23 protein-coding genes are annotated in these 22,665 nt (G+C 42.3%); 7 read left to right on the forward strand and 16 right to left on the reverse strand.

All coding sequences use genetic code 11. From position 1 onward, the window contains the following. Positions 1-194 precede the first annotated feature (194 nt). Genes EV146_RS04000 through EV146_RS04010 form a run of 3 tightly spaced genes read right to left on the reverse strand, consistent with a single transcriptional unit; the run spans position 195 to position 3,383 of the window. Positions 195-659, reverse strand: a complete 465-nt coding sequence (locus EV146_RS04000; protein WP_241993798.1) for a GtrA family protein — start codon at positions 657-659, stop codon at positions 195-197. Next, a complete protein-coding gene (locus EV146_RS04005; protein WP_132002163.1) occupies positions 595-1,653 on the reverse strand; it encodes a glycosyltransferase family 2 protein in 1,059 nt (352 codons plus the stop codon). Before EV146_RS04005 ends, EV146_RS04000 begins: the two co-directional genes overlap by 65 nt. 35 nt (positions 1,654-1,688) lie before the next feature. After that, positions 1,689-3,383, reverse strand: coding sequence for a DUF6044 family protein (locus EV146_RS04010; RefSeq protein WP_132002167.1), 1,695 nt, complete (start codon positions 3,381-3,383; stop codon positions 1,689-1,691). A 144-nt stretch (positions 3,384-3,527) separates the two neighbouring features. Here EV146_RS04010 and galU point away from each other — a divergent pair, with 144 nt between their 5' ends. After that, positions 3,528-4,388 (forward strand): UTP--glucose-1-phosphate uridylyltransferase GalU, encoded by an 861-nt coding sequence (galU, locus tag EV146_RS04015; RefSeq protein WP_132002170.1) that lies wholly within the window; start codon positions 3,528-3,530, stop codon positions 4,386-4,388. Positions 4,389-4,505: 117 nt separating this feature from the next. Next, on the forward strand, positions 4,506-4,637 hold the full coding sequence (locus EV146_RS27775) for a DUF6254 family protein (RefSeq protein WP_219916227.1): 132 nt from the start codon (positions 4,506-4,508) through the stop codon (positions 4,635-4,637). Between the two features lie 323 nt (positions 4,638-4,960). On the opposite strand, the gene EV146_RS04020 is transcribed toward EV146_RS27775, so the two are convergent. Both EV146_RS04020 and EV146_RS04025 read right to left on the reverse strand, forming a co-directional pair. Continuing rightward, positions 4,961-5,284 carry a hypothetical protein gene (locus EV146_RS04020; protein ID WP_132002173.1) on the reverse strand — a complete coding sequence of 108 codons (324 nt, stop codon included), beginning with the start codon at positions 5,282-5,284 and terminating at the stop codon, positions 4,961-4,963. 135 nt (positions 5,285-5,419) lie between these two features. Next, positions 5,420-6,166, reverse strand: a complete 747-nt coding sequence (locus tag EV146_RS04025) for a hypothetical protein (protein ID WP_132002176.1) — start codon at positions 6,164-6,166, stop codon at positions 5,420-5,422. Between the two features lie 177 nt (positions 6,167-6,343). Between EV146_RS04025 and EV146_RS04030 the strand changes: the two genes are divergently transcribed. Both EV146_RS04030 and EV146_RS04035 read left to right on the forward strand, forming a co-directional pair. Continuing rightward, a complete protein-coding gene (locus EV146_RS04030) occupies positions 6,344-7,246 on the forward strand; it encodes a YsnF/AvaK domain-containing protein (RefSeq protein WP_132002179.1) in 903 nt (300 codons plus the stop codon). Positions 7,247-8,070: 824 nt separating this feature from the next. Next, a complete protein-coding gene (locus tag EV146_RS04035; RefSeq protein ID WP_132002631.1) occupies positions 8,071-9,753 on the forward strand; it encodes an AAA family ATPase in 1,683 nt (560 codons plus the stop codon). 119 nt (positions 9,754-9,872) lie between these two features. On the opposite strand, the gene EV146_RS27400 is transcribed toward EV146_RS04035, so the two are convergent. The 6 genes from EV146_RS27400 to EV146_RS04050 form a co-directional block, all read right to left on the reverse strand. After that, positions 9,873-10,019 (reverse strand): hypothetical protein, encoded by a 147-nt coding sequence (locus tag EV146_RS27400; protein ID WP_181215818.1) that lies wholly within the window; start codon positions 10,017-10,019, stop codon positions 9,873-9,875. 202 nt (positions 10,020-10,221) lie between these two features. Then, on the reverse strand, positions 10,222-12,501 hold the full coding sequence (locus EV146_RS04040) for an ATP-dependent DNA helicase (protein WP_132002182.1): 2,280 nt from the start codon (positions 12,499-12,501) through the stop codon (positions 10,222-10,224). 119 nt (positions 12,502-12,620) lie between these two features. Continuing rightward, entirely contained in the window at positions 12,621-12,749 is a 129-nt protein-coding gene (locus EV146_RS28085; protein ID WP_257535595.1) for a hypothetical protein, read from the reverse strand. Between the two features lie 114 nt (positions 12,750-12,863). Next, positions 12,864-12,998 (reverse strand): hypothetical protein, encoded by a 135-nt coding sequence (locus tag EV146_RS28090; RefSeq protein WP_258235849.1) that lies wholly within the window; start codon positions 12,996-12,998, stop codon positions 12,864-12,866. Between the two features lie 14 nt (positions 12,999-13,012). Next, entirely contained in the window at positions 13,013-14,233 is a 1,221-nt protein-coding gene (locus EV146_RS04045) for a helix-turn-helix transcriptional regulator (protein WP_132002185.1), read from the reverse strand. 145 nt (positions 14,234-14,378) lie between these two features. Continuing rightward, positions 14,379-15,644, reverse strand: a complete 1,266-nt coding sequence (locus EV146_RS04050; protein WP_132002188.1) for a S8 family peptidase — start codon at positions 15,642-15,644, stop codon at positions 14,379-14,381. A gap of 200 nt (positions 15,645-15,844) precedes the next feature. Between EV146_RS04050 and EV146_RS04055 the strand changes: the two genes are divergently transcribed. Beyond that, complete coding sequence (locus EV146_RS04055; protein WP_132002191.1) at positions 15,845-16,627, forward strand: GNAT family N-acetyltransferase; 783 nt, start codon at positions 15,845-15,847, stop codon at positions 16,625-16,627. A 53-nt stretch (positions 16,628-16,680) separates the two neighbouring features. Here EV146_RS04055 and ltaE read toward each other — a convergent pair whose 3' ends face one another. Next, entirely contained in the window at positions 16,681-17,727 is a 1,047-nt protein-coding gene (gene ltaE, locus EV146_RS04060; RefSeq protein ID WP_132002194.1) for a low-specificity L-threonine aldolase, read from the reverse strand. Between the two features lie 164 nt (positions 17,728-17,891). On the opposite strand from ltaE, the gene EV146_RS04065 reads away from it, so the two are divergent. Further along, the gene (locus tag EV146_RS04065) at positions 17,892-18,317 is read left to right on the forward strand and encodes a CBS domain-containing protein (RefSeq protein WP_132002197.1); all 426 of its coding nucleotides are present in this window, start codon (positions 17,892-17,894) and stop codon (positions 18,315-18,317) included. A 95-nt stretch (positions 18,318-18,412) separates the two neighbouring features. Here the strand turns inward: EV146_RS04065 and EV146_RS26770 are convergent, their stop codons facing one another. The 4 genes from EV146_RS26770 to EV146_RS04080 form a co-directional block, all read right to left on the reverse strand. Next, the gene (locus tag EV146_RS26770) at positions 18,413-18,574 is read right to left on the reverse strand and encodes a hypothetical protein (RefSeq protein WP_158286992.1); all 162 of its coding nucleotides are present in this window, start codon (positions 18,572-18,574) and stop codon (positions 18,413-18,415) included. A gap of 357 nt (positions 18,575-18,931) precedes the next feature. Continuing rightward, positions 18,932-19,315, reverse strand: coding sequence for an SMU1112c/YaeR family gloxylase I-like metalloprotein (gene gloA2 / locus EV146_RS04070; RefSeq protein WP_132002200.1), 384 nt, complete (start codon positions 19,313-19,315; stop codon positions 18,932-18,934). Positions 19,316-19,434: 119 nt separating this feature from the next. Beyond that, on the reverse strand, positions 19,435-20,439 hold the full coding sequence (locus EV146_RS04075; RefSeq protein WP_132002203.1) for a C40 family peptidase: 1,005 nt from the start codon (positions 20,437-20,439) through the stop codon (positions 19,435-19,437). Between the two features lie 228 nt (positions 20,440-20,667). Beyond that, the gene (locus tag EV146_RS04080; RefSeq protein WP_132002206.1) at positions 20,668-21,375 is read right to left on the reverse strand and encodes a DUF421 domain-containing protein; all 708 of its coding nucleotides are present in this window, start codon (positions 21,373-21,375) and stop codon (positions 20,668-20,670) included. 533 nt (positions 21,376-21,908) lie between these two features. On the opposite strand from EV146_RS04080, the gene EV146_RS04085 reads away from it, so the two are divergent. Next, positions 21,909-22,592, forward strand: coding sequence for a hypothetical protein (locus tag EV146_RS04085; protein ID WP_132002209.1), 684 nt, complete (start codon positions 21,909-21,911; stop codon positions 22,590-22,592). The last annotated feature ends 73 nt before the right edge of the window (positions 22,593-22,665 follow it).

Raw genomic sequence — 22,665 nt, forward strand, 5'->3', positions numbered from 1 at the left:
TTCATATGTAATTGCACTATCACTTTTTCCCCCATTATTATCATCTGCATCTGAGGGGGCAACTGAATTTGCACCACTTCGTTATCGTTTAAAAATCTTTTCCCCTCAAGAATTTACTTTGCCATTAATACTCACTGATCAAGAATTTATAGAAATTAAAAACGGGCTGATGTCAGCCCGTAAATGTAGAAACATTATTCAGTCACCCTCCTGAAGACAAATCCTTTTTGGCCCAGATAGTTCGTAACTGTGTAAAGAACGGTACCAATGAGGATCCCTAGTTCATCCGATGAAACCACACTTGCTGCCCACGCCGGAATTGTCAGGATTTCTGCGGCAGCTCCGCTTACAGAATATGAAACTGTGTAGCTGAAAACAATAACCGCCGCAAATTTAGGAATCCCTTCAGATGCTCCAACCCTGCTATTGAAGGTAAAAGACCGGTTCAAGAAATAGCTTATGATAGCACCGATGGAGTTCCCTGTAAATGTTGATTGCCAATAAGACCAGCCAAAAAGATTTAATAGGATGAACATAATCGATAATCCTATTATGGTATTTAGCACTCCTACAAGCAAAAAGCGGATAAAATAGCTATTTCGTTTCAGAGAGTTTTCCAGCAGCATAGCTAAATGCGTCCCTTTCCTGGATTCCGTCATGCTCAAAGGCCCCCTCTTCACCCAGTAATGGTTGTGGGACAGCTAAATTAAATGTATCGATATCGATGATATATTTTGGCCGTCCTTTAGTCTCTTTATAGATTTTCCCTATATATTCCCCCACCAGGCCAATGGCGATGAGCTGCAGGCCTCCAATCAGCCATATGGAGGTAATCATGGAAGTCCAGCCAGATTCCGTGTGCCCAAAGAATTTCAGTGAGAGAAAGTAGCTTCCGAACAATAAACTAACCAAAAACGACAGACACCCAACCAACAGGACCATACGAATGGGCGTCACAGAAAAAGAGGTAATTCCATCTAGTGCAAAAGCAAGCATTTTCTTCAGCGGGTATTTTGTCTCCCCGGCAGCCCTTTCTTTTCGATCATAGTAAATGGAAGTGGACTGGAATCCGATCAGTGGAACAATCCCTCTGAGGAACATATTGGCTTCCCCGAATCTTTCAAGTTCCTCGACAGCTCGCCTACTCATCAGCCGGTAATCAGCATGATTGTACACAAGATTAACTCCCATTTTTTTCATCAATTTATAAAAGCCCTCAGCTGTAGTCCTTTTGAAGAAGGTATCCGTATCCCTCCTGTCCCTTACCCCATAGACAACCTCATACCCTTCCTTAAACTTCTGGATGAACTTTTGAATCACATCAATGTCGTCCTGCAGGTCCGCATCAATGCTGACGATACAATCGCTGGTCTTTTTAGCTGCAAACAGACCAGCCAGGAGCGCATTTTGGTGGCCGACATTCCTTGCGAGTTTTATCCCTCTAATAAATTCTCCTTTAATGCTTTCCTTATAAATCATTTTCCACGTGTCATCTCTGCTTCCGTCATCAACAAATAAAATCCTGCTCTTTTCAGAAACCTGCTTTTCCCTGACCATATCCGCCAAAAGGCCAGTCAATTGTTTCATGGTTTCGGTCAAAACTTCTTCTTCGTTATAGCATGGTACTACAATTGCTAATACTGGCTCGTCCATAGCTGCATCCTCCATGTTGTTGTTAGTTGTTGGCACTATAAGGTTTTATATAAGTAAATTTTCCACGCGGAGCTTTTGGAATCAAAGACCTCCTCCAAAAAAAGACCATTTGACCCGGGATTTTCAATTGGCACCGACGAAAAAATGTATCTTCCCCCCATGTTCTTAAATGCATCGATATTCAGCTCTAGATTTTTAAGAGTCTTCTTAGTCTTTTTCTTGAACATATAATGCTTCCCCAATTCATCGGTGAAAAGGTAACAGCGGCCTCCCCATTCATCAAAATAGGTTCGTATGGTTATATTTTTCGCCAATTCCTTCTCGATAATCTTCCGGAATTCTCTTTTGTAGCTTAATGGATAGAAATTATTGTAGGTGTCAAGTGTGTAAAACCCGTTATATTGGGCGATGGCAGGGTGAAGTCCAATACTTGCCACCCGGTAATCCTCCTGCGGGAGGCCAATATGTTCTTTTATCTCCATGAATTGTTCTTCCGCGTAAAACTGTTCGACTGTAGGCTTGTTCTGATAAACTATTTCTTCATTTGAAAATGATAAAACAAGAATCTGGGCAGCAATCAGCCAGGGGACGATTTTCCTCCATGCCTTCCCCTGCCCCAACAATATTCCCAGCCCTAATGCAAATAAAAGATACAGGACAAGAGGTCTTAAGAAATGGTACCGCGCAAAATTGAAGGTATCCAAAAAATGAAAGCGCTCCGTCAACGGGAGCCATCCCTTATAAAACCAAAAAGCATACCAGGCAGACAAAAGGAAATTGAATGCGAACAAAAATACAAACACCTTTTCACGCTTCCAGCCCTTGTTGAGCCAGATATAATAAAAGGCAATCAACAATATTGGGAGAATGACAAGAGTATGAACCGTAAGGACATGGGTATGGCCGAGGACAAAATTTTTAAACGTCAGTCTGATTGAATGAAGGAATGAGAGCCGCGCATGAAAATATTCATCCCGACTGTTTGGTTCATGATCAAATAAAAACGAGTAAAACAGCCGATACTCAACTAGCATATAAATCAGCGTCATATAAGCAATGGAAAATAAAAAGCGCCAGTTCCATCCTTTTCCCCTCATAAGATCTGTCAGCCAAAACAGCCCCATCGCACTAAGGAAAAAGAAAAAACCTAAAACAAGACTTGAGTAAAATGGCAGGAGGGTCAGGACTAAATAATTCTTCCAACTCTTTTCTCCCTGCCTGATATTAAGGAACGCCCATAGGGCCATCGGCATCCCCAGTGTGCTGAGCATTCCTGAAGGCCAAAAAGGGGTCATGGCAAAAGCCAGTGCCGTCCCAACACGAATAGCAGCCCGTTGCGGCCCAGGGACAATATGTTTCTTTAAAAGCAAATACATCCCTATAAAAGCAACAAAGCGGGTTAAGGCTTGACTTAAACCATAAGCAACCATGGTCGGAAACAGGGCATACAGCCAGACAATGACACTGAATTCTGTTCCAAAGGCATTTCTTTGCAGTTCGCCGTTAATAATCTGTGGAATTCTGGCATCAATTGACCCTGTGAGCTCGCCACTTTCAACCAGCACTTTATACCAGGCAAGATTTGAATCTAAATTATCATGAACTCGAATATGGGCGTCTTCGCCTAGCAGGAACAATGGGGAGAGAAACAAAGCCAATATGACCAGAGCTGCAAGAATGAGTGTTTGTTCTTTATCCCTTTCTTTTAAAACCAATAGTTTACACCTCATAATTCGAATAATCTGGGAGAGAGCCATTTTTAAGTTTTGCTTTTCTTTATGAAACTATTCCCTTAAATCCCAATTTCCGCGGGATAGGATTAGCCTGTGTTATCATAAACATAGAAGCAAATCATAAGGTACAGGGGGATTATTATGATTAAAAAAGCAGTCATACCAGCAGCCGGGCTTGGCACACGATTCCTTCCGGCCACAAAGGCTCAGCCAAAGGAAATGCTCCCCATCGTAGATAAGCCGACCATTCAGTATATTATTGAGGAAGCTGTCCATTCCGGCATAGAAGATATCATCATTGTCACAGGCCGGAACAAGAGAGCCATCGAAGATCATTTTGATAAATCCATTGAACTTGAGCTTTTACTGAAAAGAACGGGAAAAAAAGAAATGTTTGAAATGGTCGAAGAGATTTCAAACCTCGTGGACATTCATTATGTCAGGCAAAAAGAACCTCTTGGCTTGGGGCATGCTGTACTATGTGCCAAAAAGTTTATTGGAGACGAACCATTTGCCGTCCTTCTAGGGGACGATATTATCGACAGCACGGTCCCTGCCTTGTCCCAAATGATTGAAAAATACAATAAAGCAGGAACTGTGATTTTAGGCTGTAAGGAAGTTCCTATTTCGGAGGTAAACAAATACGGCATCGTCGGCCATGATGGTCACAACGGAGAGCTTTACCGGGTCAGACAACTGATCGAGAAGCCTGAGCCCCTTTCCGCGCCATCTACACAAGCGATCATTGGCAGATACATCCTTACTCCTGCTATTTTTCCAATACTGGAAAAAACCAAGCCGGACATGAAAGGTGAAATCCAGCTGACCAATGCTCTGGATTTGCTCTTGAAGGAAGAGCCTGTCCATTCCTATCTCATAAAAGGGAAACGTTACGACGTTGGGGATAAATTTGGCTTTTTACAGGCAAATATTGATTTCGCCCTAAAACGGCCAGAGCTGAAGGAGCAGCTGCAAAATTATTTAAGGGAATTAAACATTTAGCTGCCCAGGATGTTTTTGTCTCTTCTTTTCTGATTGAGTTTGAACCTGAATGGACTTGAAATCGAGGACATGGGTTATCCTATCAAGTGAATAACTTTATGCAAAGGAGTTTTTAGGATGACCCAATCTCAACGGCAAAGAGAAAGGCAATGGCGGGAACGAAAAGAGCAGCAGAACGCCCACGGAAAAATTAAGTCTTTTGATCAGCTTGCGGAAGAAGCAGGCAAAACGGAGACTGAAAACAGGTAAAAAACTCAAGACCGCAGGGCCAAACTGCGGTCTGCTTCAGTATAATTCTCATTTATACATCGATCCCTGCCAGTTATTGATTGATTGTTTTGGTTTATGCATTAATTATTTATAGTTATACATTGATTCTTTGCGGTTATTGAAAAACCTGTTTCCCGGCTGTGAACACAAGGGAAAAACTGATCCTTATTATTAAAACCATTCCTGCAAAAAAGGATGCTGCTGACAACCACGGGATGGCATTAATACTTTCATAAAATAATGACATGTGGAGTCTCCATTACTGAGTAAAAAAAGAGGTCCCCTCCCATTACATCGACGTTTTAACATCGTTTAAGGATATAGCAGCTTCCATCCTCTGCAAAAAACAAGTATTTCCCCTGTCTGATATTGAATTCAACCAAATGTTTATCATAAATAAGCTTTGAGGCCTTTTCAAATGGCTTAACAAGTCCAAGGTCCGGATCGAGGATGATATCGCGGCTTTGTAGTGTTGTTACAAAACCTTTTGGATTACAGTTCCTGTCGGGTCTCAGTTCCGTTGTCCATTCACCAGTTAAAAGAATGGACTGAGCTGTGATTTTCCCTCTCCTTGTCTGGACAGACCAAACCTTTCGGCAGTTGCACCTATAGATCCTGCACTTCATCTCATCTACCTACCTTCTGTCATAAGTAAAGAGTGTCTTGGTAATTGTATTCAAATTCAAAACAAATTATTGCTCAGCGTTATGAAACTGTATAAATTAAAAAGCAGCCCGCTGCTCCGGGCTGCCTCCACATTTTCATTCAACAATGTCAAAATCATCATAGCCAGTCAGATTATCCATATGACTGGCAATCATGGCAATGATCGTGCTTGCTTCTTCTTTTGTGAAGATGAAATTCGATTCGTCTTTTAATAGTTCATCATCCTCAGTCCATATCCGATTTACCCTGCGAAGGACTCCATCTCCGGTGTCACTGACGATACCAAACTGATAGGTAACCTCTACCTCATCTTCCTTTTGGAATGCCGTCACTTCTGGTGTTTCCCACTCTACATCAATTTCTTCAAGCAGATCGCCATCATTGAGTTCACCAACGAAATACTCTTCTTCCTCATCCTCAATCAAATCGCCATCTGCCAAATAAACTTCCTCATCGTCCTCATCGACAAAATAGACTTCTTCACCATCGTCATCTTCATCATCCACAAAATAAACTTCTTCTACATCATCATCATTCATGAATTCGTGAAAGCTTTCATGGACGGCGTCTACAATATCATCTATATCAGCAAGTATGGTTCTGGACGGCTGTTCCAGGTCCACATCAAAGGTTTCCACATAGAATTCTTCATTATGGGGATCAAAAAACAAAGAGCAAAAATATTCTCTTTCATCATCTAATGTTTCCACAAAAAACTCAATCCTTGGATGCTTTGCACTCCGGTCAATTGTCATATGCCCTGTCTGATCGTATTTTTCACAAATAGACTCAAGATGATCCTGCAATTCACCTGTTACTCTGTCAAACCATTCCAATGACATGCACCTCACACCCTTTCAATATGTTCCTCTTTACTATCTCCTACTTAGGCTAGAATTGCCCTAACATATATATCCAAATTTCCACATATCGGCAAACCACCCAAGAAACCCATGTTTTTACCATTATTAAGTCGGGAAAAGGAAAAATGTATAAGCCAAAAGAGGAGCTGAATTAAAATGAATTCAAACATTATTGGTGTTTATGATTCCCAGCAAGAAGTGATGAGTGCCATTCAGGATTTGCAAGACGATGGTTTCAGAGTCAGGGACCTTGGAATCATTGCCCGTACTGCGAATGGAGAGTCAACAATTGAAGATGAAACTGGAGCAAATGCCCTGGAATTTGAGACAGACAAAAACCACCATAACGATGATGATTTAGTCAATACTCTTGCCCATCTTTACGATGATGTAGAGTTTAACGAGGAAAGAACAATAGGAAGATTTTTAGAATTGGGATTGTCCCGTGAGCAGGCAAGGGAATATGCTTCGTATGTCGAAAACGGAAAAATCATTCTGTACAATGAAAACCAGGGCCCGGGTACGGGAAATGGCACAGCTGTTTCCGGTTACAATATTACCTCGGACACACGTTCAGGTCGAGGTTTATCATCGGGTACAGGCATACATGCAGACACTCAGCAAACATTATGGGATACAGATGACCAGGAACAAACCATGAAGCTTAGAGAAGAGGAACTTAATGTTACCAAGAACCCTGTGAAAACTGGGGAAGTTACCGTTCATAAAGACGTAATCGAGGAACAAAAGAACATTGAAGTTCCCGTAACTCGTGAAGAGCTTTACATTGAACGCAGAAAAGCAGACGGAACAAGCCCGGACGGAGCCCCGATTGGAGATGGGGAAACCATCAGGATTCCAATCAAGGAAGAAAAGGTAAACGTAAGCAAGCAAGAAATGGTTACAGAAGAACTCGTCATAGGAAAACGGCAGGTGCAGGATACGGAACAGGTAACCGAAACCGTCAGAAAAGAAGAGGTCAGACTTGAAGAGGATGGCAGAATTTCTCAAGACCGGAATTTAAATAAAGGGTATCGCCAAAAAAATAATGATCTATGATCATCCCCCGGTTTACTTGGATTGCCCTTTCCAGGTTAGCTATAACAAGCGACAAATTTTATTCTTAAGGCGTGATTTCCCAAAGGGGAGTCATGCCTCATTTTTTTACTGTGCAACTGTTTTTAGGGGAAACTAAAAATCCTTGTTCCCATGAACTGTAATAAACCTGGTTAGTTTATTGTGGATAACCAGTAGGACAACTGACTGACTGCCTAAACACTGAAGCCGAATTGATCGGGAAATGACATCATGCCGTTGACAAGTCCAAAGCAAAGTAAACATCAGTGCGCAGGAAACATTATCTACCGATGAAGACGAAAAAGAAAGCGGAAAACAGCGGGAAAATGCCATCATAAAGTTCATGAAAAGGAAGCTGAAAACAGTGGCAAGATGACATCATTAGTGTCATGAAGCCGAAGCCATCTCCATCCCCTGCAATTAGTTTACCGTTGATCCTCCCTGTATACTCGGCTGCCTTGGCCCTTAAAATTACCGTTCATCTTTCACTCCTTAATTAAATGCTTGCTATCAGTGGAATCGTTCACAAATTCTTCACTTTTCTGTTTTTAGGAACCCTGTACTTTCCCCCTTACTTTTTTGAAAAAACCTTATTACAGCAGTGTTCAGACATCTTCCCTCTCCTTTCCGGCATTTAAACACCAGATTCTTATTTTCATATATTTACCAGGCTCTTTCCTATTTATATCATTTCCACTTGCTTTATAATGGGAAGTAGAATGAATGAGGAGTTGAATTGATTGAATTTGCACGATTCTAAACTTGTTTCCAAACTACTCCCGTTTTTTGCGTTTTTTATCATCATTATGGCGGTTAGTATCACCTGGTTTGTTAATACAGCCAGCCATGAGATTTCTGTTCCTTTTTCTGATATGGTGAAAACAGTTGAAGGGCTTGATACAGAAACGGCTACACTTACCGAGCAGCAGGATGGCACGCTTGAATTAAAAACGAAAGATGCTACTTATATCTCTCAAGTACCTCCAAATAGCCAAATGGTTGATCAACTGGTTGGCACAAATAATATACATTATACTTATTCCAATAACAGCAAATACGGCCCTTGGATCATTGGCGGCCTATTGATTTTGTTAACGGCGGCAGTTTTGATTGTACAGAAGAAAACCCAGGGTGGAATTGGCATGGGGAACAAAATGAAGAACAGTATCTCCAAGCCCCTCCCTCTCCCCTCGATTACCCTGAAAGACGTGGGCGGACTGCAGGATGAAATGAGAGAGGAGATACTCCAGACATTATCGATTTTAAAAGACCCGGACCGTTCTGAAAGAATGGGCATTAAACCTCCGAAGGGCATCCTATTATACGGCCCTCCTGGAACAGGAAAGACATTGCTGGCACAAGCTATCGCACATGAACTAAATGCCAATTTCTTTTCGGCCAGCGGTTCTGCCTTTAACGAAATGTTCATCGGTGTTGGTGCCTCACGTGTGAGGAGCCTCTTCCAGAATGCGCGTAAACAGGGGCCGGCAGTGATTTTCATTGATGAAGTGGATGCTCTTGCAGGCAAAAGGAAACCGAATGGCGGCGAGGAAGGCGAAAAGACTCTGACCGAACTTCTGGTTCAGCTTGATGGCGGCCATTCGAATGATGGGATTTTATTTATTGCTGCGACGAACCGGAAAGATATGCTTGACGATGCATTCCTTCGCCCGGGCAGGATTGATTTCACGTTTCAGGTTCCGCTTCCCGATACAAAAGGACGCAAGGAAATTATCGATATCAATGTAAAAGGAAAAAATCTGTCAGAGGAAGTACTTGCTTCACTGGACGAATTGGCAGAAAGCACATCCGGATTTTCCGGCGCCGAACTCGCTTCGCTCTTTGCTACGGCCAGCAGGCTTGCACTTCGAAAAGGACGCGATTATCTAATAAAAAGCGATCTAGATTATGCTTTAGACAGAACAATTCTTGGGAGCACAACAAGAGCCCTTCAGGATGCTGACACTAAACGGAGAGTGGCAATCCACGAAGCGGGGCATGCACTTGTGTCAGCTGTTACTAAACCAGGGTCTGTCCGAAAAGCCACTATCATTCCTCGCGGGCAGGCGCTTGGGTACGTAGCCCCGATCCCGAAGGAACTGCATTTATCTACAACCAGTGACCTTCTGGATCGAGTAGCGATGATCCTCGCCGGCGGTGTAGCTGAACGAATGTTCCTTGGCGAGCATAGCATCGGTGTCAGCGGGGATGTTCAGCAGGCGAAACAAATCATTGAGCAAATGGTTGACACTGGCCTTTTGCAGGATGGATTTACTCTGACCTTCAGCAAGGGGCAAAAAGAAGTAAAAATGCAGGAGCTGTTCCAGGAAGCGCTTGAGCTGTCAGAAAACTTGATCCGCTCATATGAAGAAGAGTTTCAGGGTCTGGTACAAGCCCTGTTAAAGAAGGAAACACTCGAGGGGGCAGAAGTTCAGGCCATTGTGAACAACACCGTCACCTCTGACCTGGAAGAAATGGTTATTGCATAATACCCGAAAAGGACCGAAATTTTACTTTCGGTCCTTATTTATCGTTACAGCAACAGGGTCCTGGCAATTAACGTAATGATTGGCAAGACTCCGACAGTAAGACCAAGGCCTCATTATAACTAGTGATTGGGATCTATTGCTTCGCCTAAAAGGCGGATATCTTCAATAATCTGCCTTCTGATTCTTTTGTCATTACATTTTTTGTAATCTTTGAAAAGACGACCTAATTCTTCAATAAAAATTAAAACCTCTTCTGTCTCCACCATTTGCTAACCCCTTTGTGAGTTTAATCCCAGAAGACTAATCGGACTATAATCATTTGTTGGATGAGATCGTCCTTTTTAAGGTTATGATGGGAAACTTTTTCCTCGCATCCTCTTTTGAACTCATCATGTCCCAATAAGATGTGACCTGTAGTTTTACCCCTGTAAAAAACAGCTGAAACCTTCTTTTTACAAAAAGATTACTTTAATTTATTATTTTATAGTCCATCCATTCATTTGGAATTAATTGCTGATATTTAGGAAGGAGAAAGCGGTCATCGATCAGCATGATTGTTCCTCTGTCATTCTCTGACCGGATGAGCCTTCCGCCTGCCTGGAGCACTTTATTCATGCCAGGATAAACGTACGCATAATCATAGCCATGCATTCCTTTTTCTGCAAAGTATCCCTTGATCAGGTCACGCTCAAACCCTATCTGGGGAAGGCCCACACCTACGATAACCACTCCATTCAGCCGGTCTCCCTTTAAATCAATTCCCTCTGAGAAAATTCCGCCAAGTACGGCGAAACCTACTAACGAGACTTCATTTTTGGGCGAAAAATTTTCTAAGAAGGCTTCCCGCTCCCTTTCATCCATTCCCGTACCCTGGATAAGCGTCTCAATTCCTGCCCCCTCCCATTTCTCCAGGACAGAGGACATATACTGATACGACGGAAAGAAAACGAGGTAATTTCCGGGTTTCTCATGAACAAGATTTGTTATGGTCCGGACAATGGGAAGTATCGACCGGTCACGGTCCCTGTAACGGGTTGACAACGGGCAGATGCGGACATCGTTCTGTTCTCTCACAAATGGGGACGGCAGCGTAATTTTGTAATCTTCCTCTCCTCCTCCCAGCATGTTTAAGTAATAGACCAAAGGTGTGAAAGTAGCTGAAAAGTAAACCCGGGAACGAAAAGACTTGGCATACTTCCGGACCAGCCTTGAGGGATCCAGACAGAATTGTTTTATGCTGACATCCTTATTGCTGATCTCACAGTAGGTAGTGAACTCTTCACTATACAGCTTTCCGATCCTGACCCAGTTTTGGACAGCGAAAAAAGCTTCTAATAATAGGGGTTCTTCCTCTTTCCCTTTAAGCAGTTCAAGCTCACACTCGCTTATAAACTGATCGGCCAGACCGTTAAGTTCTTTCGGGGTATCTTTTAGAACCATTGTCTTTTCAGACCCTGCCTGCTTCCTGATGGAAATAAAAAATTCGTTCAGTTTTTTTGAAATCTCATAGATTTTCCCGTTGATTTCTTTGTACTGTCTCCTTAATTGAAGGAACGGGGCTTTATTCAGAGATGCAGAATACATTTCCCTCCCCCGGTCAACCAGGTTATGGGCCTCATCCACAAGCAGAACGCTCTGTTTTTTGTACTCCTCGCTGTACCGCTTGATTGATACTCGAGGGTCGAATACGTAATTGTAATCACATACAACAGCATCCGAAACGTAAGCCAGATCCAGTGAAAATTCAAAAGGGCAAACTCTGTGTACCCTGGAATAGCGCACAATTATTTCCCGGTCCATTCTTGTTTCATTCTCCAAAATATCCAGCACTGCACCATTGATACGGTCATAATAGCCATCGGCAAACTCACATTGCTCTTTTGTACAGACCGTGTGATCTTTAAGACACACCTTTTCTTTCGCTGTGATGGTTACATACTGGCAAAACAGCCCTTTTTCTTCCATTAGCCTAAAGGCTTCCTCTGCTGCCTGCCTGGTAATCGTTTTGGCAGTTAAATAGAATATTTTATTAATGAGGCCTTCACCAATTGCTTTTACAGACGGAAAAATCGTTGAAATCGTTTTACCTATTCCAGTGGGAGCTTGGGCAAATAAGGTTTTTTTCTCCAATGCGGTCTTATAGACAGCACCAGCGAGCATTCTTTGCCCTTTCCTGTAATCCTCGAAAGGAAAAGAAAGTTCATTTATGCTGCGATTCCTTTTTTCGATATTAGCAAGCCGTAGTCTGGCAAATGGCACAAAACGGCTTGCCAAATCATGAATGGACTCTTCCAGTTCCTTGAACAGGAGCTTTTTGGCAAACCGTTTCACTTCTCCCGTCTGAACCTGTTTATAGGTCAGCTGGATATTCATTGCAGAGATTTCATGGTCTTTTGCATACATGTAGGCATAAAAGTCTGCCTGGGCCCAATGTACAGGATATGTATCCTCGTTCACCAATGAGAGTCTGCCGGCTGTTGATTTGATTTCATCAACCGTCACCTCCCCGTTTCTGAAAAGAATCCCGTCTGCTCTCCCATCGATATGCAGGCTGATACCGTCAAGCGGAAGAGTTGTATGCAGAGGGACTTCCCGCTGGTCCGATTCCTGGTAATCTTTCTGCAGTTCGATATGGGCCCTAGTCCCTTCCGTTAAGGACAAGGCTGTTCGAAACCCTGATTCAATGCTTCCGGAGCTGAACACATATTCTACCAGTGCCCTAACCGATATTTTATACTCATTGTCCATTTTTTCACCCCGCAAAGCCATGCTGTTATCCGTTGAATTTTTCTTCCTCTATTATAGCACATACGTTCGAGGATCTATGCAATGAAAAATCCGCCCTCATTAAAGAAGCGGATATCTATTTACCAGTCACGAGTATTTTCCAGCAAAACATCAATTTCGATTTGGTTCAGCATCAAGTATGCATCTTCCCCATCAATATGTTCAGTCTCTTCCAGCAATTCGTCAATATCAGTGCTTAACTTCCCCATACCGAACCTCCTCTTTTGAAATCTGTCTAAAAAGACATCAATAAAGAGTCCGAACGGGGATGTTTGTTTGTGTCGGTCAGCAGCTTTATTTTACCAAAAAACTCACTATTACTGTCAGACAGGCGGCAGAATAGGATGACCGACGGGACTGCCTTCGGTGCTTTCCTGCCCCCGCATAGCACCGGCTTCCCCAGAAATGACGATGAGTAAGGCTCCAATTACCATGATTTTTAATAATAGTTTTTTCATTCTTATTTCCTCCTTTAGCTGATTTTCCCTAGATATTCAACTGCTTTTTCAACCCGCCCTATACTTATGTAATGACTGGAAAGCAGTTTGTAAAAGCTGTGCAGTTCTTCATAATGCGCCTGGCTTTCTTCTACTGCAGGAATCACTTTGGACTCAAGATAATCCCACGATTCCGAAGGACGTTCGATTGAAAGCAGATAATAGGTGGAGAGGATTTGATATTTTTTTATTTGCAGCTTTTTTGCGAGGACCTTTACTTTTTTAAAATAATTAGATGCCTGTAAGTACTGCCCATTCCAATAATAGATTTCCCCCACAGAGTAAAGGGAAATCATATAGGGGTGAGTGTCCTTCTCAGCCAGGGAAAGACTATGGTTAAAATAGGAGAGTGCCTCCTCTTTCTCTCCAATTTTCTTTTGTAAATACCCCATATTATGATAGATTTGTGCTCTTAACTGGATATCTTTCATAAGTGCAGCATTCCTGATTAGGTGGTTGAAGCAGTTCAAAGCTTCCTCGTATATCTTTGCGTGAGTATAATTAATGCCTAGAAGCATGAGCGTATGGAGGATCCTGATGAAGTTTAAATCCTGTGTATACGCCTGCAAAGCCATTTTGCCATAATGGATTGCATACCCGGACTGCTCAAGCGATGTCTTTGACAGTGCCTGGTGATAATAGAACTCTCCATGGTCAATGCCCGGGAGCATATCCTCCGAAAGGCTCTGAAGGATGGAATTGGCCTGTTTGTACGCTCCCTTTTTTAATAAAAATAAGGCATTTAGATAACAAAATAAACGGAATTCATGTTGGGAAAAATTCTTTTTTTGTTTATTCAACCTGTCTTTCAGAGCCTCTGCCTCCTTCAAGCTGCCTGAGAATATCAGATAGCGAAGCTTGGTCAGTTCAATGGAATAAAGCATGGATGAATATGGAATGGTGCCCTTCAGTTGATTCAGTTCTTCCATATGTGAGTCTGCCTCTTCTTTCAGATGATAATTAATTCTGTCGTTCAGCTTGGCAACTAACTCACCGATTTTGACTTCCTGACCGTCAATATCCTCCAGGTCTATATCCAATCTTTCTAACAAAAGCCTGATTGTTTCCAGGTTCCCCTCTTTTGAATTGCTTTCAATTTTGCTTAAATGCGGAATCGAACAGATTCCATTTGCCAGTTCTTTTTGAGTCAAACCCTTTTGAATGCGGTGATATTTTATCAAAGGACCATAGTGCATTTGCTCACCAGCCTTTTCTTAATAATCTATCACCTTTTTTCAAAACTTAAACAGTTAAAAAGACTCATTTTTATACTATTTTGTATATTCGGAAAATAATACCAGCAAAAGAGCTGCCCGGTTTGGGTCAGCTCCCAGCAGTCTTTTATTTTACCCTTGGAAACCCGAATCCTGAAGCATAGTCATCACCGGCTGCTGCTCCTGTTCCACCCTTGACATCATAAAGCTTCGCACGGTTCTGGAGCTCTGTTCGCAGCTGTTTGTTGGTCAATGTTTTATTCGAGGCCCATATTTTTGCTGCCAGGCCGGAAATATGCGGAGTCGCCATGGATGTTCCGCTCATGGTCGTATAACCTCCACTTGCAGCTGTGGAATAGATGGCGCCGCCTGGTGCTGAAACTTCAACATCCCTTTCCTGTATAACGTAATCAGCATCGGTTGCAGGGTTGCCGCGAGAAGAAAAATCAGAAACCTTATAGGTCCCGTTCACGATACTATTGTCCAGGGAAGCAACAGCAACTGCATTCACCAGGGCACCGGGATAGCCAATTGTATTGCTGCTTGGTCCGCTGTTCCCCGCGGCTGCTACAACAAGAGTGCCTTTATTGTACGCGTAGTCCACTGCACTGGCAATTAATGAATCCTTTGCACTCGACCCTAATGACATGGAGATAACGACCTTAGCCCCTGTACGGGCAGATTCATCGGCTGCATGGCGTATTCCTGCCGCAATATCATCAGAGTAGCCGGATCCTCTATCGTTAAGGACCTTATAAGCCCACAATTCTGCTTCTGGGGCTACTCCATAAATGCCCAGGCCATCGTTCCCCCCATTGGCAAGAACAGTTCCCGCAACATGTGTCCCATGACCGTGGCGATCATTGCAGGAGCCATTTACCAATGGGTTGCTCGATTGTGTGAAATCCTTGCATTGTTCGGCATTATCGCGTAGATCTATATGGCCCGTATTGGCTCCCGTATCAAGCACAGCAACTTTTATCCCGTTTCCGCCAGAAGTTGCCTGGAGGTTGCTGTCATTATAGATTGCCTCAATTCCCCATGGAAGCTGATCGGCAGGGAGTGCCTGGGCACCGGAACCTGGCTTCGCCTCCACAGAGCTTTCTAATTGTACCTCCTGCACTCTATCAATCTTTAAATTTTTATTTTTCAATAAAGCCTGAAACTGTTTTTCATTCACTTCTGCAGTGAAACCTTTTTCCCCAAAGTCCCATCGAGTCCCAACGCTTTGCTTTGCCTTTACTTTTTCGGAATTTGGACCCTGGATATGTACCCGGATCATTTCGTTCTTTTCTACAGCCATCGCTTCCTGACTAAAAGCACCTGCGGCAAACATTGCGACTCCCATTACAGCACTAAGAATGGCAGATCCAGCTACTTTTCGCTTTTTCATCTTTTAGCTCCTCTCAGGAAATAGTTGCAGCCTGTTGCTGCGCCTTAAGTATATTTTAAATTTTCAGTCTAAATCAATAAAAGGTCGTCCTTTTGATATTGGGAAAATTTTTAAGATTATTAACATAGGATGGTTTTTTTATATTAAAATAGAATACAAATTTTAAACATTTAAAAATGACAGAAAAAAGGTGAGCCGGAATGATCAGAAAGTTGACAGGCGAAGACAATGGAAAAGTGATGGATTTCCTGAGTGATGAACCATCCATCAACCTGTTTATTATTGGGGACATTGAAGCTTTTGGGTATGATACATCTTTCCAGGAGCTATGGGGAGAGTTTACAGAGGATGGAACATTGATTGCCGTATTTCTTCGGTTCCATAACTCATTTATCCCCTATGCAAAAGGTTCTTTCAGCGTTCATCAGTTTGCAGAAATTATGAAGTTGTATTCGGATCGACCCGTTCTTTCCGGAAAGGCTGCTATTGTCGAACAATTTGAAAGAGCGGCGGGTCTGTCCCTTGGACGGAAGCAGCAAACCTTTTTTGCGGAATGCCGGACAACTGATCATTTGGGGAGTACAGATCTGCTGGTGGAAAAGGCTGCTATTTCTGATGTAGACAGGATTATTCAACTTCGATCAACAATTGATGAGTTTGTGGTGAATGAAAACGCACATGAAATGCTGATTCAAGCGATGGAATCGGGTACCGGGAGGACGTTCTATACAGAGGAGGATGGAACAATGACGGCCTGTGCGTCAACTGCTGCGGAGAATTCGATGTCTGCAATGGTTGTTGGTGTATGCACTCATAAGAATTACCGCCGAAAAGGCCACGCAACGGCTGTGATGCAAAAACTGTTTAAAGATGTTTTAGAGGAAGGGCGGATCCTTTGTCTATTTTATGATAACCCGGACGCAGGACGAATTTATAAAAGGCTGGGATTCAAGGAGATTGGGATGTGGACCATGTACCGTTAAAATAGGTAGTTTAAGACTGAAAAGACTTCCTTCAAATAGAAGGAAGTCAATTTTTATCCTGTTATTTTCCCGGCAGCTTTCCGTGCTGCCTGTGAAATCGAATATACAGCGTTTTGAATCTGGTTTTCTTTTACATCAAAATGTGTAACAAACCGTACGGTAGCAGAACCTGCGCTGCCAGCCAGAATGCCTTGCTCCTTAAGGTGGCGGACGAACTCCCCGGAGGTTACCCCAAGCCCGCTTACATCTGCAACCAAAATATTGGTGTCTACCTGATTAACGACTTGAAGCCCGCTTATCTCCCTTATACCCTCTGCGAGACGTTTGGCATTGGCATGGTCCTCAGCTAATCGGTCTTTCATTTTCGTCAAGGCAATTAATCCTGGCGCAGCAATGACGCCTGCTTGCCTCATTCCGCCGCCAAGCCGTTTCCGCCATTTCCTTGCAATAGCGATAAATTCTTTGCTTCCCGCAATAATGGATCCAACCGGTGCACAAAGGCCTTTGGAAAGGCAGACCTGGACTGTGTCGGAATACTGTGCAAACTCTTTGACGTCTGCTCCTGCAGCAACGGCAGTATTAAAGAGCCTGGCTCCATCAGTGTGGACAGGGATCCCTTCGGACTTTGCCATTTCATATATCTCCCTCATATTTTCAGAAGGAACTATCGCACCCCCTGCCCTGTTATGGGTATTTTCAATGCAAATCAATCCCGTTTCAGGATAGTGTATGTCTACTCCCCGGATCGCTTCCTTTACTGCAGCGGGGTCCATCGCTCCCCGCGTCCCCTGGATGGTCCTTGTCTGGACACCTGCAAGAGCTGCTGTTGCGCCAGATTCATAGTAAAATATATGTGATTCTGCCTCCAGAATAATTTCCTGTCCAGGGCGGCAATGCGTGAGGACCGCTATTTGGTTTCCCTGCGTGCCGCTGGTAACAAACAAAGCGGATTCTTTTCCCAGAATATCCGCTGCGGTTTCTTCCAGAAGCCGCACTGTCGGGTCATCCTGGTATACATCATCACCCACTTCAGCATCGTACATGGCTTTTCTCATTTCTTCCGTAGGCTTTGTTACTGTATCACTTCTAAGGTCTATCATTTTTGGTCCCCCATTCATTTTCTCTGTCATATGAATTCAAACCTTTATGAAATCACATGCAGGCTATCCAATTTATAATACCAATATTTCTGCAAAAAACTAACAGTTTTCCCGTACGTGCTTCGTGGTAATGAACCTTAAGTCCATTAATAGGAGGGTATCCAATGAAAATCAAGGAAGTAATGACAACAGATGTAGAAACCTGCCATCCTGATACGCCATTGTACGAGGTTGCTTCAAAAATGAAAGAATTAGATGTAGGAGTCATTCCAATTTGTCAAAATGATGAATTAGTTGGTCTGGCCACGGACAGAGACCTGATCATTAAGGGAATGGCGGATCAGCTCCCGATTGATGCTCCAGTTTCTCAGGTGATGACTGGCGACCCCGTCAGAGGCAGTATTCATATGTCAGCGGAGGAAGCAGCCGATTTAATGGCTGATGTGCAAATTCGCCGTCTTCCAATTGTCGATGATGGGAAGCTTTTCGGCATTGTTTCTCTTGGCGACCTGGCCGTTAACGAACAAGTAAATGATGATGCAGGGCAAGCACTTGAAGACATTTCAGTCCCTTCCGAGCCAAACAACTAGCTATCTTATGGAAATAAAAACGCACGGCGCCTGTCGACCACAGCACCGTGCGTTTTTTTGCTCAAGAGTCCCCTATTAATCCATGTTTTACATTATTAATTAATGACCTCTATCAGCTGCATAATATCATCATATATAAGTTCTTTATATTTTTGATCCTCACATTTTTGGTAGTCTTCAATTAATCGTCCAAGCTCTTTAATAAATATGAGCTTTTCATCTTCATAAATCATCTGCATGCTCCTCAAATGCACCAAAAGATTTGCTTCCTTCCAACTCACTTTTGGCAGACTATCTATTCCTCAGTTTTTTATATCTTATGTAATAAGCCGGGAATTATTCAGGAGATGTCTTCATGTTCGTTTTCATGCAGAAGAAGGACGTTTGGTTAAAGCTTTAAGTACCTCCTGCACTCCTTTTGATTGCTGGTCGATTTTTATCAGTAAAACTGCTAATAAATGCGAGGAATGCACTGCCGTACAAGAAGTACGATAAGCTTATAATGCCTTTGTCAAAAATGGAACGGCAAGGTTACCATGGACAAACCTGGAGATGGAACGCTAAAACATATTTAAACCGCCTTTAACATGTAAAAAACTGATGCACATTCTTTTTTAGTCCTCATACAACTCAATTGGCAAGCCGTCTGGATCTGCAAAAAATGTAAAGCGTTTGCCCGTCAGAGGATCTACGCGAACTGGTTCCACCTGTATTCCTTTTGCTGAAAGTGACGTTATCGCCCTGTCGATGCTGCTAACCGAGAAAGCCAAGTGCCGTAAGCCCCGTGCTTCTGGATAACTTGGACGTGCCGGGGGATCCTGAAAGGAAAAAAGTTCAATTTGGCTTTCTCCGACTTGTAAGTCCAATTTATAGGACTCCCTGTCCGCTCTGTAGGTTTCAGATATAATAGGGAGGCCAAGAGTATTGACATAAAACTCTTTTGATACATGATAGTCCGAACAAATGATTGCCGCATGATGAATCTTCGAAATAAACATATTAGAACCTCCGTGACAAAAGAATAACCCTATTTTATCAAAAGTTAGCGTATAGAACGAAAAAAAATAAAAAACCTCCAAAAAGGAGGTTTAGAATCTGATAGTCTGGTTATATATAATTAAAAAGCAGTTTTTGCACCAAGATAGCGCGGCTTCCAGTACGTATTATTCATATCGCTGATTTCGACGCCGCGTGAAGATCCCGCATGAATGAACTTATTGTTCCCAAGATAGATTCCCGCGTGGGACGGTCCCGGCTGGTAGGTTTCAAAAAATACGATATCGCCTACTCTTGGTGATGAAACCGATTTTGTTGCACCCCAAATCGTCGCTACTGTTCTTGGGATGGATACTCCGACTTTATTGAAGACATATTGGAGGTATCCGCTGCAATCAAAACCAGAAGGTGTGCTTCCAGCCCATACATAAGGAACTCCGATATATTTTTTTGCTTCAGCAACTAGCGCATCTACTTTTGATGATGATGATACTACAGTTGTTGTTGCTGTTGATGCAGTTCCGGATGTGCTGCCGGAAACTTTTAAGACCTGTCCAACGTAAATTAAATCCGATGTTAAGTTATTCAATGATTTTAATTGTGATACCGATACGCTATGGCGAACTGCAATTTCTGATAGCGTATCACCACTTTGAACACGGTAAGTACCTGTGCCGGCAGTTGTTGGAGCAACTGTTTGCTTTGTGGCTGAAGTTCCAGATACGCGAAGGGTTTGTCCAGGGCGGATCAAATCGGATGTTAATCCATTCAATGACTTCAATGTACTGACAGAGACATTAAATTTATTTGAAATTCCCCATAATGTATCGCCGGATTTCACAACATATGTTGAACTGCCAGAAGCTGTTGTTACTGAACTTTTTTGAGCTTCTGTATGACTGTGCGGCGCAATAACCGATAGTTTTTGATTTACATATATAGTTGAAGAGGATAGTTTATTCCAGTTTCTTAAACTATCAACTGAAACATCATAAGTTCTTGAAAGTCCCCAAAGAGTATCTCCGGATCGAACCGTATGAACCCTTTCATGAGCACTTGCAGCTCCATTAAATGTAGAAAACAAGATTCCAGCGGTTGCGGCAACGGTCACTAGCTGTTTTTTCATGATTGCATCTCCCTTTATTTTCATTACAAGAATATACTAAAGTTTCCTTTAATAGATTTGTACCCATAAAAATTCCCTTCAAAGGTATTATTTTCCTATGGTAAAAATAGCACTTTCACAGAAAAAAGAGCCAAAACCTTGGAATATTAAGGTTTTCAGCTCTTTTTTCATTTTTATTTTATTCGATTGTAACACTATTGAAACATAAGCTTAATAAAATGTAATACATTAATTGTTCATTTTTTTCTTCCTGGGACCCGGAAAATGGTCATTAAATAGATCAAATGTAATAGTATCTGACGAATCGACCTGGGCAAAGAATACTTTATCGACTTCCGTGCCCTTGCTTCGAAGCTGTTTCTCTAGCCAAGACCTGGTCTTGCCCGTTTTCTCCAGGGCATTTTTGAGTATGATTCCATCCATAATAACTGTAATCGCTTCTCTCTCCCGCGGGAGTTTCATGTTAAGGTCTTTAGGTGTTAAGGGCCGGTGCTCCTTCTTTAATAGGACGCTAAGGTCCCCATTTGCTTCCAGCACCGCAAACTCTACATCAGCCGCTTTAAAAACATTTTTCTGACGCAGGAGCGCATTCAGTTCATCTATCGTGTATTTCTCTTTCTTTAAATTATCCTCAAGGATTTTACCGTCTTCAATCAAAACGGCCGCCTTCCCTTCAACTAGATCCCTAAACTTCTTGCTTTTAATCGAGACAGCATCCACAAGATAGGTAGCAATGCCAAAAATTAAAATCGCATTGATGCCATGCCAGATATTTCTCTCCAGTCCCATTATCACCTCTCCGGCAATACTTCCAATCGTAATACCCGAGACGTATTCAAAAAACGAGAGTTCTGCAAGCTGTTTCTTTCCGACTAATTTTGTGATAAGAAACAGCATGACTAAAAAAATAATAGCCCTCAAGACAAGCTGCAGCATAGATTTCGCACCTCAGTTCATAACCCAGGAAACATAGTTATTTAGTAGTATGAACTCCCTGACGATTCGTATGCAGAGGAAATGGCACAGGAAACTTCTTGTTTGTTATATGAGTTAGATCAGCCTAATCCTCAATTAGAATGTAACAACGTATCTTTCGCCTTCAATTATCGAGATTCTGTTTTTTTGGAGCAAGAAATTAAACACAAACTAATCAGCAGCCCGTTTTCACATAAGAATCAGACCTTTATAAATTGTTCCGGCGAGGGTCTTGGCCATTTTAAGGTAAAGTGCAATCATATATTGAACCACTTTTAGAAGGATGACAGAAATTAGACTCACTATGTGAATTTTTATGTTTATACGGTTAGCTGCCTTTGAGAGGTTTTGGTATTTGTTTGCTGGATTTTTTTGTTAAAGTCATAAGAGACTGAGTCAACAGGTCCAAGCAACGGCCAGGTCAATTTTATTAGATTCTATGTACCGATCGAACTTTAAACGGTTTTACAATTATGAAAGGAATAGGTTGAAGAATGAAAAAGCTAACAAAGACTCTTTATTTCAATGTTGCTTTATTAATGCTATCCGGATGTACTTACAATACAAACGAAGAGTCCATAACTGCGTCTTCAGAAAACAGGTCAGTTTCAGAATCAACTGAAGAAGATGCAACCAAAACGTCTGAAAGTATGTCAATAAGTGAGGTTGAGGAAACAGACACTGATGATGCTGGTGACACCTCGTCAGAAGACTCTGTTAATAGTGGTTTAGAAGATGGCCCCCCTGGTGAACATAGTGACTCAGATACAGGTGACCCAGAAGAAGTAGAAACACGATCTCAGTATTCTAATGAACAAATCGAGTACGCAAGAGTCTGGCTGCAACTTGGTGCCAATCAATTTATAGATAGATTGCATGTTGAGCACATTCCAGCGGGCACACCGCTCAATCCTAATGATGACACCAGTGTTAGTTATCCGGAAGCTGTTATCCAGTTAGCAGGTTCTCGCTTAGTAGACGGTTCAGTAACTTATAGCAGTAATGGGGATGGTACGATTAATGTTTACAACGTTCCTTTACGCTGGGATGGGCAATACCCTGCTGGAAAAAAATTCTATACGGATATTATTAAGAATACACAGCTAGTGTCTATTGAGCAGGGTGACGATGAAAAAATCATAGAATTAATCAAATTACTAAAAGTTAATGTTCAGTAGTAGTTAAAGGGTGTTTTTGTTCAAGAAACTAATAATAGTAAAATGCTCAGAGTTTCATTCCCTGAGCATTTTT

Source organism: Mesobacillus foraminis (assembly GCF_004340465.1).
Taxonomy (GTDB): domain Bacteria; phylum Bacillota; class Bacilli; order Bacillales; family Cytobacillaceae; genus Mesobacillus_B; species Mesobacillus_B foraminis.